The organism is Candidatus Uabimicrobium amorphum (assembly GCF_009002475.1).
Taxonomy (GTDB): domain Bacteria; phylum Planctomycetota; class Uabimicrobiia; order Uabimicrobiales; family Uabimicrobiaceae; genus Uabimicrobium; species Uabimicrobium amorphum.
Genome location: NZ_AP019860.1, coordinates 3119935 through 3138431, shown reverse-complemented (window position 1 = coordinate 3138431; position 18497 = coordinate 3119935). Strand labels below are relative to the sequence as shown.

At 40.2% G+C, this 18497-nt stretch carries 14 protein-coding genes; 4 read left to right on the top strand and 10 right to left on the bottom strand.

Translation table 11 applies throughout. The features are described 5' to 3' along the window. The first annotated feature begins 139 nt into the window (after positions 1–139). Positions 140–2329 (top strand): alkaline phosphatase family protein, encoded by a 2190-nt coding sequence (locus UABAM_RS11175; protein WP_151968085.1) that lies wholly within the window; start codon positions 140–142, stop codon positions 2327–2329. 5 nt (positions 2330–2334) lie between these two features. After that, the gene (locus UABAM_RS11170) at positions 2335–2955 is read left to right on the top strand and encodes a hypothetical protein (RefSeq protein ID WP_151968084.1); all 621 of its coding nucleotides are present in this window, start codon (positions 2335–2337) and stop codon (positions 2953–2955) included. Positions 2956–2987: 32 nt separating this feature from the next. Here UABAM_RS11170 and UABAM_RS11165 read toward each other — a convergent pair whose 3' ends face one another. The 5 genes from UABAM_RS11165 to UABAM_RS11140 form a co-directional block, all read right to left on the bottom strand. Next, positions 2988–3905, bottom strand: a complete 918-nt coding sequence (locus UABAM_RS11165; protein ID WP_151968083.1) for a leucine-rich repeat domain-containing protein — start codon at positions 3903–3905, stop codon at positions 2988–2990. A 17-nt stretch (positions 3906–3922) separates the two neighbouring features. Beyond that, complete coding sequence (locus UABAM_RS11160) at positions 3923–4936, bottom strand: SGNH/GDSL hydrolase family protein (RefSeq protein WP_151968082.1); 1014 nt, start codon at positions 4934–4936, stop codon at positions 3923–3925. 152 nt (positions 4937–5088) lie between these two features. Continuing rightward, positions 5089–7218: a molybdopterin oxidoreductase family protein gene (locus UABAM_RS11150; RefSeq protein WP_151968081.1), complete on the bottom strand. Its 2130-nt coding sequence runs from the start codon at positions 7216–7218 to the stop codon at positions 5089–5091. 10 nt (positions 7219–7228) lie between these two features. Then, a complete protein-coding gene (locus tag UABAM_RS11145) occupies positions 7229–8713 on the bottom strand; it encodes a serine/threonine protein kinase (protein ID WP_151968080.1) in 1485 nt (494 codons plus the stop codon). 42 nt (positions 8714–8755) lie between these two features. After that, positions 8756–10132, bottom strand: coding sequence for a S1C family serine protease (locus tag UABAM_RS11140; RefSeq protein WP_151968079.1), 1377 nt, complete (start codon positions 10130–10132; stop codon positions 8756–8758). Between the two features lie 331 nt (positions 10133–10463). On the opposite strand from UABAM_RS11140, the gene UABAM_RS11135 reads away from it, so the two are divergent. After that, the gene (locus UABAM_RS11135; RefSeq protein ID WP_151968078.1) at positions 10464–12980 is read left to right on the top strand and encodes a TIM-barrel domain-containing protein; all 2517 of its coding nucleotides are present in this window, start codon (positions 10464–10466) and stop codon (positions 12978–12980) included. A 63-nt stretch (positions 12981–13043) separates the two neighbouring features. After that, a complete protein-coding gene (locus UABAM_RS11130; RefSeq protein ID WP_151968077.1) occupies positions 13044–13586 on the top strand; it encodes a hypothetical protein in 543 nt (180 codons plus the stop codon). Positions 13587–13801: 215 nt separating this feature from the next. Here UABAM_RS11130 and UABAM_RS11125 read toward each other — a convergent pair whose 3' ends face one another. The 5 genes from UABAM_RS11125 to hpnH all read right to left on the bottom strand — a co-directional run bounded on the left by UABAM_RS11125 (position 13802) and on the right by hpnH (position 18489). Next, entirely contained in the window at positions 13802–15187 is a 1386-nt protein-coding gene (locus UABAM_RS11125) for a leucyl aminopeptidase family protein (protein WP_151968076.1), read from the bottom strand. A gap of 101 nt (positions 15188–15288) precedes the next feature. Continuing rightward, entirely contained in the window at positions 15289–15714 is a 426-nt protein-coding gene (gene sufU / locus UABAM_RS11120) for a Fe-S cluster assembly sulfur transfer protein SufU (RefSeq protein ID WP_229759388.1), read from the bottom strand. Continuing rightward, on the bottom strand, positions 15704–16921 hold the full coding sequence (locus UABAM_RS11115) for a cysteine desulfurase (RefSeq protein WP_261343981.1): 1218 nt from the start codon (positions 16919–16921) through the stop codon (positions 15704–15706). The genes sufU and UABAM_RS11115 overlap by 11 nt, the downstream gene beginning before the upstream one ends. A 184-nt stretch (positions 16922–17105) precedes the next feature. Next, a complete protein-coding gene (locus UABAM_RS11110; protein WP_151968075.1) occupies positions 17106–17417 on the bottom strand; it encodes a hypothetical protein in 312 nt (103 codons plus the stop codon). Between the two features lie 4 nt (positions 17418–17421). Further along, positions 17422–18489, bottom strand: coding sequence for an adenosyl-hopene transferase HpnH (gene hpnH / locus UABAM_RS11105; RefSeq protein WP_151968074.1), 1068 nt, complete (start codon positions 18487–18489; stop codon positions 17422–17424). Positions 18490–18497 lie beyond the last annotated feature (8 nt).

Here is an 18497-nt window from a genome sequence, read left to right as displayed (position 1 = left end):
ACAGGGCGACCACAACGAAAATTTATGTCATGTACAGGGTTTGATTTTTAAGTTTTCCGTTTTTTATTTAGGGCGTGTTGAGTAATAACCAACAAAATAAATTTTGCATGATGATATACCTAATCACAAAGGAAAAATTATGCGGTATACAGTTTTAATATTTATCATGATGTTTGTAATTGTTAGCGAGTTTTTTGCCAAACCACGAGTGATTGTCCTTGGCTTCGATGGTGCAGACCCTCAGCTCATTGAAAAGTGGATAGAACATTTGCCCAACATTCAAAAATTACAGCAGCAGGGCACCTTAACTTCTTTGACCACTACAAATCCATCGCATTCACCTGTTGCTTGGGCGACTTTTGCAACCGGAAATAACCCAGGAAAACATCGCATTTTTGGTTTTTTAAAAAGAAGTATTGGTGAATATAAGCCACAGTATGCTGTGGCCAAAGCAGAAGATACGCTTTTTTTAACGTTATGGCAAAAAATTATGTTAGGGGCCGTTCTCGTCGTTGTTGTTTACATCATTCTTTTTATTTTTTTGCGTCGCAAAAAATGGGGGAAACTCATTTCGTTGGTAATAGCTACTTCACTGGGTTTACTGTGCTTTTACATTAGCGGTTATCTTATCCCGCAAAAAATACCCCGTGCTGTTCCCTTAAAACAAGGAACTTCCTTTTGGACGCGAACGGGAGAAAATAATATTAAAACCGATGTGATTATGGCTCCAATTGCTTTTCCTGCTGAAAAAGTGGCTTGTGGGCATCTTTTATGCGGTTTTGGCGTACCTGATGCGTTAGGCACCAACGGCACTTGGGTGGTGTATAGTAGTGAAAGTCGCAAAGTTCACAGCACTGAGACGGGGGGATGGTATCGACCTCTTGTATGGAAAAACAACGTATACAATGGCGTTCTCAACGGACCAAAGAATTTGCTTGCCCATGAAGAGTATCGCGAACTACGAAAAAAAGAACAAGACCTTCGCGCAAAAAAGAACAAAGATATAAATCTTCTCTCCCAAGTCCGCAATCGCATTTCGCAAGTGCGGCAGAAATTACATTTGAAATTACCCATGAAGGCAAGAAAAATTTCTAACAATGAGGTGGAGATTGTCATTCAAAACAACAAGCAAGTTGTTAAGAAAGGACAGTGGAGTGAGTGGTTCTTTCTACGTTTTGATATGACGCTAGCTATTTCGCTTCATGGTGCCATTCGCATATATGTTTCTTCGTTAGAAGAAGAGGTCAATTTATACGTGACACCTATACAGTTTTCACCAAGAAATTTACCGCCAAATGTAAAACTTTCTCATCCGCGAAGTTTTGCAAGTGAGGTAGAAAAGCGTGTGGGGATGTACCCTACTTTGGGTTGGGCGTCGGCAACAAATGCTTTGAAAGACGAAGCGATATCTGAAAGAGCTTTTCAGCAAGATTTGCAAAACATTTTACACAGTCGCGAGAAAATTTTCCAACATACCCTAAAGCAAAAGCAAGATTTGCTGGTGGCTGTCTTTTATTTTACAGACCGCGCTAGTCATATGTATTGGCGTTTTATCGATGAAAAACATCCCCTACACGAACCAAATCTCGAACACAAACTCTTGGATGTTTATAAAGAGATGGATCGCATCATTGGAATTGCGCACAACAAACTCAACAAAAATGACATTCTACTTGTTGTCTCTGATCATGGATTTAAATCATTTCGTTGGCAAGTAAACGTAAACACATGGTTACAAAAAAATGGTTACTTGTTTTTAAAAGATGACAAAGAGCGTAGTAATATGCAGGTGAGAGACTTATTTGAGCGCTCGCGTCTGTTGCAAGATATCGACTGGAAACGCACAACAGCTTATGCCATAGGCTTGGGGAAAATATTTATTAATTTGCAAAATCGTGAACCACAAGGTGTTGTGAACCAGGATGATTATTATAAATTGCGTGAGGAAATAGGACGGAAGTTGAAGAGCTTTACGTTCCGCGGTGAAAAAGTAGTGAATGAAGTTTTTATGCAAGAAAAAGTGTTTATCGGCCCGTACTCGCACGAAGCAGCAGACATTGTTATTGGTTTTGCCGATGGATACCGCGTTTCGTGGCAAACATCGCTTGGTGGTGTGCCGAATACGATTGTTGAACCAAATAAATCGAAATGGAGCGGTGACCATTGTAGTGTTGACCCTCGTTTAGTTCCTGGAGTTTTTATGTGTAATCATAAAGTGTCCAGACAAAATATTCACTTACAAGACTTAGCACCCACCATTCTCGGTATTTTTTCCGTAAAAGGACAAAGCATGGATGGGAAAAAATTCCAAATCTTAAATGAAAAGTGAGCAACATGAATCATAGGCAAATATATTTTATAGGAGGTGCTCCTACCTTAGGAAAATCAACGCTTGCACAAATGTTGTCGCAGTATTTGGGGATTCCATGGATTTCAACAGACCAGATACGCGATATTATACGTCGCGCGACAAAATACGAGGAGTTACCAAAACTTTTCCCCCCGAAAGATTACGATTTAGAGCGTTTTTTTTCGGAGTTTTCCCCGCAACAAATAGTACAAATGGAAATAGAACAAGGTGAGTGTGCTTGGCCGGGAATAGTAGATTTTATTGAGAATGACTATACCTGGACAGATGGTTTTGTTGTCGAAGGGGTTAATGTTTTACCACATCTTGTTCATCGTAGTTTCTCGGAAAGGACAAATGTCAAAACGGTATTTGTGAAAAAAAGCTGTTCCGAAAGTATACGTAAAGTTATTTTTGAACGCGGTATTTGCGACACGCAATCGCAAAAAATTAAAGAAAAAGAATTAGAGTGGGTGCTACTTTTCGATCAGAAAATTCAACAGTTGGCGGTGGAGTATGGCTTTTGTTTGCTAGAAATGAACAAAAACGCCAGTGATTTCAGTGACTTATTGCGTTTGTTTGGCTTTGAATCACTGAATCGTTTTTGAGTAAAGAACGGGTAATTTCCTCAAACGATCATTTAAAATTCGGTGAGAAATGCGTGAATTGTACATTGCGGCGGCGTACTGTTGATCAATGTGCGCAGGCTATCGTGTGTAATGTTGGTATTGTTGAGGTTTAGCAACTCAAGGTAGGGAAGTTGTGCTAAATATTCCACTTGCGCGTCACCGACCTTCGTGTATGCCAAGTTTAAATGTCGCAGTTGTTGTAAGTCGACTATGGGTTGTAAATTATCTATATTGACTTTTTGTAAATTTAGATTGCGTAAATTTGTAAGAGATACTAGATGTTCCCAGGCGAAGTTACTAATATTTGTTTCTTGTAAATCGAGTGTATGTAGATGGGAAAGTGGCAACAAGTATTTGAGGCCTGCATCGTTAATTCGCGTTTGTGCCAAGGATAAATGTTGCAAAGTGTCCATTTTGGCAACGGTACGTAATCCACTATTGGTAATGGTTGTGTAGGTTAGATTTAAATTCTCCAGCCGTGCGAGAGGCAAAAGGTGTTGTAGACCCAAGTCTCCTACGGAAGAGAAAGATAAATCTAGATGACGTAGTGAGTGCAGGGAACTAATATGTTGTAGACGGCGATTGTCGAAGGAAGCATTACTCAAAACCAGATGATGTACGTTGGCGAGTTGCCCAATGTTTTGCAATTCACGATCCGTAGCAAATGCTTCACTGAGGTCTAGTATGGCAATATAACCACCGTTGAATTCCACATCGTACATGCGACTTTTAAGGCGAAGAGCATTGAAATTGCAATTGGTAAATTGACAATTGTATACGTTCATAAAGACCGTGTGGTCGTTGCGAAATGTACAGTTTTCAAAACAACAATTTTCTAAATTAGTGACATGTTGTTGTAAATAAAAAGCACAGCCTTGGTATGAATGGTTGTTTTCAATATATTCTAAGTTTTGTTTTTTGTATAGCATGGTTGTTCACTGATCGTTTATAGCTCATTTTTTATGCGAGTGAAAATATAATGGGCGAGTTTAGTTGCTCCTTGCGCGGAGTAATGAACTCCTGTGTGGTAAAATAGATCCATTTTGTTTCCGCGATATTCATCGACAAATAATTGCGCATTTATAACCGTGCACCCTAACTTTTTGGCAGCTTTTAGCCCCTGAGTCGAGTACAAAGTAAGACGCTTGCGTTCTTTTTTTCCGCATGCTTGGGACACAAAAATAACTTTGCCATTATATTGATTGACAAGGCGAATAAAATTTTGGAGAACTTGAAGGTAGTTCTCCAATACATGCGGAAGTGGATTTTCTAAAATTTTTGTTGATACCTTTTTTGGGGAGGGCTTCTTGAAGAGCTTCTTGATTCGATAATCTAAAAGTCTTACGATAACTAAATTTCTCTTAGCCCAACGATTCTGATCGAGATTTTTTGAAAAAAGGCCGTACTTTTTTGAGTGGACATGAGATGATAGATCTATTCCCGCAGCAGCGAGTGTTGTGGCATTTGTTTCCTCGTTTATTCCCGAGTATATAATCACAAAATCGGGCTGTAGTTGCGGAATCTCTTTTTGGGCCCTTGCAAAAGCATGCCCTAATGACCAAGATATGGCCCCGGCGTTTAGAACTTGGTTTTGTCGATGGTGCTTTTCGCGCAGTATTTTTTGCAGTTGTTGTGGCCATGTTTTTTCATCGGATAGGTTGTAGCAAAATGTTGTTGAACCCCCATAGGCAATAAACCTAAGAGCATTTTTCGGTTTGGGCTTTATCACGTCTTCACGATTGCGAAATCCATGATCGTTGGTTTGGGTTAGAGTGTTGTAACCGTTTTCTTGGTGTTGTGCACCTAGTGTTTCATCATAACGCCACAAACCGTAATTCTTCCCAGGTACAGAATACATGGCATACATATAAAACCTAAGGGCTAACTCGGTAAAAACTAGTAAGAATAGTGGGGACATGACGAGTATTATTTTGAACCATTTTTTGCGTTTGTTATTCATTGTTTTGCCCTTTTTACAATTGTCGGATACCGTGAATTGTAATCGTAGTATTCAAATTTTGGTTACGGTCACGGTCACGGTCACGGTGACGATTACGGCTACGATTACGGCTACGATTACGGCTACGGTTACGGCTACGGCTACGGTTACGATTATTTCACAGGAGAGATCTCGACAGGGACACCATTGAGAGCGGCATTACCACTTACTGTATCAATGTACAACTCGTCTGTTAGGTCGTTAATACTCACCCCCGCGTGTTGTTGCGCTGTTTCCAATTGTACACCTTTGCGACCGTGCCCCCATCCATGAGGTATGCTAACAACTCCAGGCATGACCTTGTCGTGGATTTCGACCTCTATTTTTATTTCACCTACGCGCGAGGTTACCACAACAAAATCTCCGTTTTGAATATTTAAATCATGTGCGTCGCAACTATTGATCCACATTGTGCAACGGTTCGGTCCTTTTACTAGGCGTTTACTATTGTGCATCCATGAGTTATTACTGCGTAAATTACGACGGCCAATTAGCATAAATTTACTGCTAGTGTGATCGTGTATTTTGCTCGCAATGCGCTTTTCATCCTCGACGAAAAGTTGTGGTGCGACATCTACTTTTTTATCTTTGGTCATTAATCTTTGTGGTAAACACGCTTCTAGCGCGCCCAAATCTATGCCATGAACACTTTTTTTAACTTTGCGAAGGGAAAGTCCACCAACTAACTTTCCATAGGGGCCGAAACGTAGTCCTAGCGCGATAATTCTTAATGGATTTATGAGTGTATACATGGCACGTAGTAGTAGGGATTTTATCTTGCCACTGAGGCCGCGGTTTACCATTCGTATGTGCAATTCGCGAAAAATTTGCCAATCATGACGCATGTATTTAGGGGGAGGGAATACGGTGGGGGAATATTTGACAAAGTTGCGAACCGCGAGTAATAAAAACACAAAATCGTAATGATCGTGTTCTAGTGTATGAGTGGGAGGCAGAATGATATTTGCATGACGGGTGGTGGCATTTATATAAAAATCAACGGCAACCACATAGTCAAGTTGTGCGATTGCTTTGTCGAGTTTTTCACCATTGGGAGTAGATAGAACAGGGTTTCCAGCAACAGTAAAGAGCGCTTTTACTTGTCCTTCACCCGGAGTAAGTATTTCATCGGCTAGGGTGGCCACCGGGGTTTCCCCATTAAATTCTGGTAGATTGCGCACGCGACTCTTCCACGAAGCAAACTGCCCGTCGCCTGATTTTTGAGAAATATCAACCATATCAAATGCGGGCTTTGAAAACATTGCTCCTCCTGGTTGATCAAAATTATTTGTTACAATATTTAGGGCGGTAATTAGCCACTGGGTTGTGGTCCCAAATTCTTGTACAGAAACACCTAGACGTCCGTAGCAGACGGCGGACCGTGCTTGACAAAATTCTGTTGTTAGCTGTTGAATATTTTGCGCAGATATGCCGGTGATTTCTTGTACTTTTTCGGGCGTGTACTCTGCAACAACATCGTGTAAAACGTGAGCATTTTTATAGTATTTGGGCAAAGAGTCAATACAGTCCCAGTTGTTGCTAAATACAACATTCAACATTGCAAGCAATAAAAATACGTCGCTACCTGGCCGTATAAAATGATGTTCGTCGGCAAGTTCGGCCGTACGGGTGCGCATGGGGTCAATAACAACTACTTTGCCACCACGTTTTTGAATATTCTTTATGCGTTTTGCAATGTTCGGGGCAGACATCAAGCTACCATTTGAAACCGCTGGGTTTGCGCCCATGATGAGGAAAAAATCTGTGCGATCAACATCAGGTACAGGTAGAAGTAAGGCATTACCGAACATCTTGAGCGCAATTAAGTGGTGAGGGACTTGGTCTACTGTGGAAGCGGAATAGCGATTTTTTGTATGTAGGCTTTTGGCAAACAGCAAGCCAAAAATAGATCCGTGGTTGTGTACCACTGGGTTACCCAGATACAACGCAATGGCGTCGTTGCCATGTTTTTTTTGGATTTCTTTTATATTTTGTGTCACTTCTTTGTAAGCTTGTGACCAAGTAATTTTTTGCCAGCCATTTCTTGTGCGTTTCACGGGTTCTTTTAGACGGTCTTTGTCCTCGTATACGTCTTGGAGAGCTACTCCTTTCGGGCAAAGATACCCTTGACTAAATGGATCTTTCTTGTCACCACAAATACGTTCTATTTGATCGTTATTGGTGTGGATTTCTAAGCCGCACATTGCTTCACACAAATTACAAGTACGATAGTGAACCGCCATTGCTTCCCCTTTAAATGAGGTGTCCGGATATTTTCCAGGTATTGCCTTTTTTGGTTAGAGCATCCATTGCGATTGTTTGTTCGCTGTCTATTTTGGCAATATGTCCGTTTTCAATAAATACTTTTGCTAGTAAGCTGTCGTTGTAAATTTCTATCGCAAAAGTCCAGTATTTGCTCTGTGCTAAACTGAGTACCATGTCAACATCTACTTGTACTGCTGTCGATAATGTTTGTGTTGTTACTAATTGATTGAGTTTTTCAGATAAGTCTTCGTAAGGAACGACTTGTATACAGTCTTGCAACTTTCCCGAAATATTTTTTGTTAGTAGTAAAGAAAAACTTTGCGGATGGTTGTTGGCCATTACCGAACAAAATTCCACCGTTTTATTTTCTAGGTAATCACAGTCTAAAATGACAATGGCTTTGCGACGCTCTAGATATAGTTTTAACTCGGCAATGCTACCCATAAAATGTACGCGTGAAAAATGGTAGAATGTCTTGCGGATGTGTTCAACAGGCCACTCACCCACAATAACAATATCCGTATCGTCGTCGAGGTCGAGTTGATGCAACATCGACTCGGTAAATACCTTGAGTTTTTGTGAAATTTTCATCTTTTTGTTACTAACGTGGTTTCTGGCATCCAGAAAGATGTTGTAAGCTGCGTTTTTTGTGGCAAATTTAGCGGATTTCATTTCTAGTAAACAACGAATGTCTAACATTAAATCACCATAGGATTGGTAGCGATCTTCAGGATTTTTTTGTAACATTTTTCCCAGAATGATACTACTTGTGTAGCTAACGCTTGGGTTGTGCATTGTTGGAGGTTTTATGAGAGAGTTTTGATGTTTTTGTTGTATATCTTCTGGACTTTCTCCGACAAAAACGTGCTCTCCTGTAAGGATGTAGTACATGGTAACCCCTAGGGAATATATATCCGCGCGAAAATCGGCACTTTCTCCCGTGTATTTTTCTGGACTAATGTAGCCAGGAGTCCCCAGAATTACCTCACTCTCTCTCTTATTTGCCAATACTTCAGAAATTCCGAAGTCGGTCAATTTGATAAAATCTCCCCGTACCATTAAAATATTTTCTGGTTTAATATCGTTGTGAACAATACCTTCCTGTAGAGCTGCTTGGAGAGCTTGGCAAATCTGAAGAGCAATGGCCCATGCTTGCATTTCAGACAAACCGTCGTGATCCACTTTTTGTTTTAACGATCCTTTGGAGATATATTCGATAGCAATATAGTGAAAATCTTCTTCTTGTCCGACATCATATATACTGACGATATTTGGGTGTTGTAAGGCCGCCAATATTTTAGCTTCACCAAGAGGTTTTTGTGGGTCCAACTTGAGAGTAGGATGCGATGTAGGAGTAACTTTTAGAGCGACTAAACGTCCTAACGGCTGTTGTTTTGCTAAGTATACGTCTCCTGTACCACCTTTGCCCAATAATTTGACTATTTCAAAGCCCTTAAAGTTTTTTCCTATCATATTCTATCCTGAAAATAAAGTTACTTTTTATATATCCCAAAGTTACGAATACAAAAGGTCGGCAGAACGATCACTTTTTATGTTGTAATTTTGTACAATGCGTTCGTTTGCTTGTTGTACTTGTTTGACATCGTAGATGATGATACGACCACTCACTGTTTTTATGGTCACTGTGGTGTCTGTATTTTTTAAGACACGTACGAAATCTTCTATGTTTTGTGGAGAATGATCATTTACTGTCTCGACGACTTCGTTGTAGATATTTTGATAACCAACATTGATCTCGTCGGAAAGTACTTGTGTGAGAATGATGACTTCGTGACGTTGCGCTGTGCGTACACCATAATAAAATAGATCCAAAAATTCAACAGGTGCTTTGTCCCACCACTTGTTCCACGTTGCGATGTAGTCTAAACAGAGTTTTTGGAAAACAAGACCACCATATATGAAATACGAAGGGTTGTTATCATAGTTCCAAAACGGTACAAGCGGTTTACATTCTTTTAAAGTAATTTGTAATTCCATCGTTTGTCCGTTGCGCATTATTTTTAGTGGAATTTCGTCTCCCACAAAATAATCTCCCATGACAACACCATAGGTCGTTCGATATTTATCGCGGTATTTTATGGTACCATTGTTGGCTATTTTATAGCCATCTATTTCGATAAGCACATCTCCACGTTGCAGTTTTTTCCAAGTAGAACCGTCGTATTCGACAGTGGTCACCAAAATGCCGCTGTCGTTCTCTGCTAAGTTTTTATACGTGCGCAGCATGGGGTTTTCCATATTTTGTGTACGAATGCCAAGATGAGGAATTTTGACCACAGGTAAAGATTTTTGTAAAAATTGTTTGATGAGATTTGGTGGTACGAGCTCCCCTATATTTTCAGCAGATTTTAGAGTTTGGAATGCAATACCTATAATTTTGCCTTCCTTGAAAACAGGTCCACCACTGTTTCCTTCATTGATTGCTGCGTCAACGGTGACCGCAAGTAGATTGCGTCGCGAATGACTATATCTTTGTACTTCGATTCGCGAAACAACACCTTCTGTCACTGAAATTTCTCGACCACCAATCGGATATCCTACCACGGTCACGCGGTCTTGTAATGAGGGCAACTCTCCTATCTCCATGATTTCAATACCATCCATAAAATGCGGCTCTTTGACTTCCAAAAGAGCTAAATCCGCGTCATGGCAGATACTTAAAATTTGTGCCGTGAACTTGTTGGGGTCGGAAGTTTTTTGTACTTGTAAAAATGTCGAATTTGCAACGACATGGGCACCCGTTAAAATTTGTCCGTTGCCCACAACAACACCCGAACCTGTACCACTGGAAGGTGTATCTGATTGCCAAGGATTATCATAATCAACTTCTAATGTGGTTGCAAAGATGCGAATTACGGAAGGGTATGGCATAACTATTATTCCTATGTCTAGCTTTAAATGAAAAGATAAGAGGCTTATTGGAAAGCGCTAAATGTACATTAGATTTCAATATCAACGATGCAACTATTTATAACCATAACTAAACACTATTCGCCGAATTTATCAAGTAGTTTGTGACAAACGCAAAAAAATTTTCCGACATATCGTAATTTATGTTATTATAGTTTTTTGAGATAATATACATTTTGTTAATAATATCTCATGGTTTCAGATAGAGACCAAAAGACGTGTTGGCAAATGAATTATTGCAACACGCCTTTATAAAACTATAACGTCAGAGTTTTATTAGGAAGAGATAATTATGCGTTATATTTTCATGGTTTTATTTCTATTCGTACCACTATTCGCAACTGATGTCGATGTATATGACAATGGTAATGAGCTAATTATTCAAACAACAGCTATAAAAATTTCCATTGCAAAAAATCCATGGCATTTACGTGTAATGAATAGTGGTGGAGCTGTTCTAGCTTCTGAGGGAGAAGTTCGCAAAGGTGGATCTTTGCCTGAGCCTCCTGATACTCCTCTTGGATACTACACGGATGAGCACACCTTTGGTCCTTTGGTTTACCGCGTACGTCGCGATAAGCGTATAAAAGCCTTGGGAACCAAGATTAATAAAGGTGAAGCTTTTCACGCTAAAGATGTTCTTGATTGGAAAAAGATTGACAATGGTGTTGAAATCAACTGTAGTACTACAGAAGTAGATGATCCAAGTATTGTCACAATGCAAGTAACAGTGAATTTTTCCGCTGACAATATTTTTCTACTTAAAGCAACACTATCAAACACAAAACAGGTTTGGAACTTTAGCGAAACGTTCAATTCGAGTGAAGATGAACATTACTTTGGGCTCGGTGAGCATTTTAACGCCGCCAATTCTAAGGGATATGTTCGTGGAATGCAGCCAGAATATGCACCAGGAAGTAAATCGGAGCACAGTAAGACCCACTTACTCGTACCTTTTTATATTAGCAACAAAGGCTATGGGGTTTTTGCACCGATTAGACGCCGTGGTTATTTTGATATGGGCGCCTCTTTTGCAGATTTAGCGCGTTTTACTTTTGATACCAATACTCTTGAGTTCTATTTTATCGTAAATGAAGATCCCAAAAAAACCATGACGTCATACATGGAAATGGTAGGAATGCCGCCGCTATACCCGAAGTGGGTATTTGCTCCACACCAATGGCGTAACGTACATAACCATGCCGATGAAGTTTACGATGACATGGAAAAAATGCGCGGTTACGATATTCCAGGAAGCGTTATTTGGATTGACAATCCTTGGCAAACCGAATACAACGATTTTAAATTCAATGAAGAACAATTTCCTAAGATACAAAATCTAATTAAAGACATGCGTGGCAAGGGCTATCGCGTCGCACTGTGGTCGAGTGAATTTTTAAATAGCGAAGCGACAGAGTTTGGCGAAGCAATGGCAAATGGTTATCTACTCAATATGGATAAGAACCACACGCCTTTTGTCATGCCTTGGGCGAATGGATGGGGTGCTCCTGTGAACTTTGTTAACCCTGAAGCTCGCAAATGGTGGCAAAAGAAAATCGATTCGTGCATGGCAATGGGTGTCAGCGGTTGGAAGTTAGACTATGGTGAGATTGAAGACGGTATTACCTCTTCTTCTATTGGTGTTCGTTTTTACAACGGTACAAAGAAAATGGTAGATGTTGGTGAATATCGCATGAATTACCATCGTACCTTTAACGAAATGTTGCAAAAATATGACGGCGATGGTTTTTTGATTTGCCGTACGGGTGCTTTCGGTGACCAAGTAAACGCTCCTTGTATTTGGCCTGGAGACCTTGACAATGACTTTAGCTTCAACGGTAAAGGTGTTGTCGGAGGCTTGCCTGCGGGAATTGCCGGTGGAATTAGTACTAGCATGTCGGGATTTCCATATTATGGTCCGGACATTGGAGGATTTCGCAAAGGAACACCTACGAAGAATTCTTTAATTCGTTGGGCGCAGTTTGGTGCATTTTCTCCGGTGATGCAACTAGGCGGTGGTGGAAATCACTTGCCGTGGGATTTTAAACAATTCGATCGCGAAACTCTCGAAATCTACAAAAAATATGCGCGTTTGCACATGGATCTATTCCCATACCTTTACACTTACGCAAAAATAGCGAGCGAAAAAGGTCTTCCTATTATGCGACCGATGTTTTTAGAATATCCTAACGATGTAGAAGCTTGCAAAGCGCGTTTTCAATATCTATTTGGTGAAAACTTTCTTGTGGCGCCTATCTACCAAGATAACACGCAACGCGAAGTTTATCTTCCACAAGGTGTTTGGGTAGATTACTGGACCGGCAAAAAATATAATGGTCCGGCGAAAATAGAAGTTCACGCTCCTCTAGATACCTTACCTCTTTTTGTAAAAGATGGTAGTCTAATCCCAATGGCTGATCCAACAATTGATACCTTAACAACAGCTACAGATCCTAATATTGTTACTTGGGAGCAGAAACGTGATCATCTAGTTGTTAGAGCGTTTCCTCAGCAAAATTCACAATTCACACTCTATGATGGTACTGTACTGCGTAGTAGTATGCAAGACAAGTCGTCGATTAGTTTCCAAGCGCAAAGCTCTGAATCTAGACGCTACACATGGCTTGTTCGCATGACGCAAAAAAATGCCATTCAGCAAATAGAGAGCAATACAGCTGTTTTGCCTGAATATACTGATAAGGAATCGTTCGAAAAGGCAACTCATGGATGGTTCATGGATGAGGATATGTTAAAAGTTAAAGTGGCCCCAGTAAAGGGCAACTCTAGCGTACGCGTCGTTTTCAAGTAAATAAAAACACAATAAAGATGATGCACTTACAAGTGTGTCGTCTTTTTTTTTGGGGATATGAAAGTGGAATTTGAAGACTTTTCCAAAAAATTAAAGCAGCAAGATCTCATGACAATACTGATTTTACAATTTGCGTTGACAATGGGAGTAATTTTATTTAGTGGGGTTATTGGTGGAATGTTCTTTATGATGGAGAACGAAGTGGTGAATGATAATGTTGATGTTCTCAATATACTCTCTGCTATGGCAGGTGTACTTTCATTCTCGGCGATTATGTTTTTTGTCATGCTTCCCAAATTGCGTTACAAAGAAGACACTTTACGTGGAATTTTTGAAAGTGAAGATCCCGTTGCTAGTTTTATGACACAATTTAGAACCACACGCATTGTGCAAATGGCTGTTCTCGAAGGTGCGGCTTTATTGGGTTTAGTGGCATGCTTACTGGCAATTGTTTTTGGGATTATGGCGGAGAATAGTGCGTATTGGGCGAACTTGATTCCGGCGGTTATTATGGTTTTGATTTCGGCAACGAATTTTCCGACGAAATCTCATCTTTATGGCCATTTTAAGCACTTGCAAGATAATTATTCTTTGGTAAAGCGCTAGGTTATTTTATTTGTAAGTGTCATCCCGTAAAAGCTTTCTTCGTAAAAATTTACAAAGCCGTGTCATTCCCGCGTAAGCGGGAAACCAGCAATATAAAGTTGTCTTATAAGACGCTGGATCCCTGCTTTTGCAGGGATGACACCATAAGAGTTTTACATCTTAACTTAACACGTATGCACTTTTACAGGGATGACGCGTTGTTGATCTATAGCGTTTTACAGCACTTCTAACACTTTGGCCAATAGTTTTACTGGCTCTCCAGAAGCACCGCGTGCTAGATTTTCATCTGACATCGTTGTCATACGTGGAGCGATATCTAAGTGGACCCACGGACAATCGTTTTCGACGAAATAGCTTAAAAAACACGCTGCGGTAATAGGGCTTCCATAACGTGGGTTTAGGGTTGTCGGAATGTTCGCGATGTCCGAATAGTTTCCCTTGAGTTCTTTTTTGTATTCATCCCACAGTGGCAGTGGCCATACATACTCACCGGTTTTTTCTCCCATGTCGCGGAATAATTTTTCCAACTTTGGTTCGTTGGTAAAAAGAGCCGATGCTCTCAAACCTAAGGCAATTCTAGCTCCACCTGTCAGTGTCGCTGCATCGATAATACAACGCGGTTTGTAAAACTTTTGTACATAAGTTAGACTATCTGCGAGGATTAGGCGACCTTCGGCATCGGTATTTAGAATTTCGACTGTGGTTCCCGACATACTGGTAATAATGTCATTCGGACGATAGTTGGTCATGGAAATTAGGTTTTCCACAGAAGGAATAACGGCGACGATATTCTTCTTTAATTTCATTTTTTCTGCCAAAGCAATGGCGTGAATCATCGCAGCCCCACCGGCCATATCCATGTGCATTTCGATAAGAGCAGGTGTTGGTTTTAAGCATAGACCACCGGCATCGAATGTTACTGCTTTTCCTAAAAGAGCGATAGGAGCCTCGTCACCACCGTTGTTATATTCGAGTACCATAAGTTGTGGATGTTGCTCTGAACCACTTGCTACTTCAAGGAGACATCCCATTTTATGTTTGAGAATCTCATCGTACTCTAATACCTTTACCTTGACTTTGGTACCTTTAAACTTCTTCTTTACTTGTGCTGCCATTGATTCTGGACGTAAAAAGTTACTTGGAGTGTTGACCATCACGCGACATGCATTGACTTCTTCCCCCGCAAGCGTACCTTTTTTGACACCGTCACGCATTGCTTTAGTGATGCTTTTACTAATTAAGTGTACCTGTTCAACGAAATTCCAACCTGATTTTGGCGCAGTGCGGTGGGCAACAAATTCAAAATTAGCCATGTGCATGTTGGCAGCGATAATCTCCAACCACTCTAGAGGTTCCATTTTTAGATGTTTGAAGTTCAAATCCTCTAGCTGTACGGCAATTTTCTTGAAGTTATACTCTCGGGCATATTTGACTATTTTGCGTACGATGAGGAAAAAGCTACGTCGATGTACTTTTTGTTTGCCAATACCTATTTTGAGAGTTGCCACATTGTTATTTTTCTCTAAATAAGATTGTTCCTCTTTGGTAAGAGAAACAGTCACTACGTTTTTCTCTATCGTTTTTTTTAACTTTATTTCCATATAAATTCTCTAAATAAAGGTCCTAGAACTAGAGCAGCACAAGGAAAAGTCCAGTTCTATCGAATATTGAAACAGTTGTCTAAAGTTTGGGATAGATTATACTACTCTTGCATCTTTTTCAAAATTTCACGCAGAGCGCTCCAACTTAGACAAGCACACTTTACCCGCAGGGGGAATTGTTTGACGCCTTCAAATATTTCTAGGTCTTCCAGGTCTATTTTTACTTCGCCTTTTCCCGTAATAAAAGAACGGAAACTATCAGCAATCTCTTGAACTTCAGCAAGATCTTTTCCTTGGATGATTTCCGTCATCATCGAGGCCGATGCCTGACTTAAAACACAGCCGTGCCCGTCGAATTTCACTTGTTCTATCTTGCCACTATTTACGATGACTTCAAGATCAATTGCGTCTCCACAAGAGGGATTGTTCACATGTACATGGTAATCGGCGTCTTCTAATTTTCCAAAGTTACGCGGGTCACTGTAGTGGTCCATCACTATTTCTTGATATAATTCTCTAAGAGACACGACGAAACATCTCCTTTACTTTTTGTAATCCTTTTACGAATTGATCGATTTCTTCTATGGTGTTGTAAAAGTAAAAACTTGCGCGTGTGGTTGCAGGGACAGCAAACTTTCTCATGAGTAGTTGTGTACAGTGGTGTCCCGCGCGAATAGCAACTCCCTCATGATCGAGAATTGTCGAAATATCATGGGGATGAATTCTGTTCATGGCAAATGAAATAACTCCCACGCGATTTTGCGCATTACCAATGATTTGTACATCTAGAGATTTTAATTTTTCTAGCGCAACTTCCGTCAATTGCTGTTCATGCGCCGTAATGTTATCTAAGCCAATTTCCTGTAAGTAATCTACAGCAACTCCAAGTCCGATTGCTTGTGCAATGTTCATTGTTCCTGCTTCGAATTTGTTCGGCAACTGAGCATAAGTAGAATAGTCTAGATGAACTTCGTCTATCATGGAACCACCACCTAGAAAAGGAGGCATTGATTCAAGAAGTTGTTCTCTTCCCCATAAAATTCCGACACCAGTGGGGCCGCACATTTTGTGTCCGGAAAAGGCATAGAAGTCACAGCCTATTTTTTTGACATCAATTGCCATATGTGGTACGGCTTGCGCTCCGTCAATGAGGACTTTAGCGCCGTTGGCATGAGCCGTTTTGACGATTTCTTCTACTGGATTGACGGTGCCCAGTGTATTCGAAACATGGGTTATGCTAACGAGTTTTGCACCTTTACATTTTTCTGCTAGGTCGTCGAGTTGCAAAGAACCGTCTTCATCTACTTGTAGAAAGTGTATTTTGAAGCCTAAGCGTTTTTGTAAAAGATGCCACGGAACAATATTGCTATGGTGCTCCATTTCGCTCAATACAACGATATCGTTTTCTTTTAAATTTTCTTGTCCCCATGAATTGGCAACTAAATTAATGGAAGCTGTGGTACCACTTGTGAAAATTACTTCTTGGGGTGCGGCTCCTATGAAATCGGCTACTTTTTTACGGGCATTGTCGTAAGCTTCTGTCGCCATTGCGCTTATTTTGTAAAGTCCTCTATGTACATTGGCGTTATATCTATAGTAGTAGTCTGTGATTGCCTCTACGACAACCTTGGGTTTTTGAGAAGTCGACGCATTGTCGAAGTAGACAAAAGGGTTCCCATTGATTTTTTGATGTAAAATGGGAAAATCTTCTCTTATTTTTGTACTGTCAATCATATTATTTTCCAAATTTAAAACGGCAATAAATATTGAGAGTAAGAAGTGAAAAGCTCGCTTTAGAAAGACAAAGGTAGTGCAGAATTTCTGCACTACCCTTTAGAAACGCATTACATGTATAATGTATTTTTGTTTGTATAGCAACTATTATTTGAGGATGTTTTGAAAATAGTTTTTAAAACCTTTATTCCTCGTTTTGTTGCTGTTCTTTTTCTTTTTTCTTTTTCGCCACCCAGGCTTCCCAACTTTTACCTTCTGCGGTATCTTTACCGGTGACCTCTATTTTAGAGACTTCGGTAAGGGGAATTTCTTTTTTATCACCTTCAATGGGGTAGATATGTAGAGTTTCCGCCACTACGTCAAATATATAGCCTTCCACTGTTGACCCATCTTGCATAAAAACGGTAGAATCACCACGATAATCGACTATCTTATCTAGCGAGTTGCTAAACTCTGTGTCGTCTTTTGCGACGCTGTATCCTTGTTTTACTTCCACTGTTCTACTTACCTCCACTCACACTTGGGATTTTTTGGCTTTCGGGTTTGGGAATTTTCGGACCGAGAAATGTTGCGCGAACGGTTCCTAAGAAACCACCCAATGTTCCAAATGTATGGTCTACTGTTGTGGCTTCATGTCCACTATGTACCATGCAGTTGGCACATTCCGGGTTATTACTTTTTTGCCCATATTCGTCCCAATTGGTTTCGTCGATAAGTTCCTTAAAAGTTTTTGTGTAGCCTTTTTGCAATAGATAACATGGTTTTTGCCAACCAAATATGTTGTAGGTTGGATTTCCCCATGGGGTACACTCGTAATGCCTATGACCGGCTAAGAACTCTAGGAATAAAGGCGAATGGTTAAATTTCCAACTTTTGTTTGGACTGTGAAATATTTCACGGAATAGTTTATAGGTTTCTTTTCTTTGTAAAAAGCTTTCTTGGTCAGGGGCTTTGGAGTAACTGTAACCAGGAGAAAGCATCATTCCTTCGACACCTAGTTTGGTCATCTCGTCGAAAAACATGCGTGTTCTGTCTGGTTTCGCTCCTAAAAACAACGTAGTATTTGTTGTGACTCGAAACCCTTTATCTAAAGCTACTTTAATACCAGCAATGGCTTTTTTGTATATTCCATCACGACATACCGCTTCGTCATGCTCTTCTTCTAGTCCGTCCATGTGAATTGAAAACGTTAAGTATTTGCTTGGCTTGTACTCTTCAATTTTTTTCTCAAGTAAAATGGCATTTGTACACAGATATATGTACTTTCTACGTTTTACTAGTTCTTCAACAATTTTCGGCATGTCAGGATGTAAAAGCGGTTCTCCTCCTGGTATACTAACGATAGGAGCACCACATTCTTCTACAGCTTGAACACACTCATCAACAGATAATTGTCTCTTGAGAATATGACCAGGGTATTGAATCTTACCGCATCCAGCACAACTTAAGTTACAACGAAATAATGGTTCTAGCATTAAAACGAGCGGGTAATGTTTGTTTCGTTTTATAAATTTTTGCTTGAGGACGTATGTTGATACAGTCCACATTTGTGATATAGGTATGCCCATACTTTACC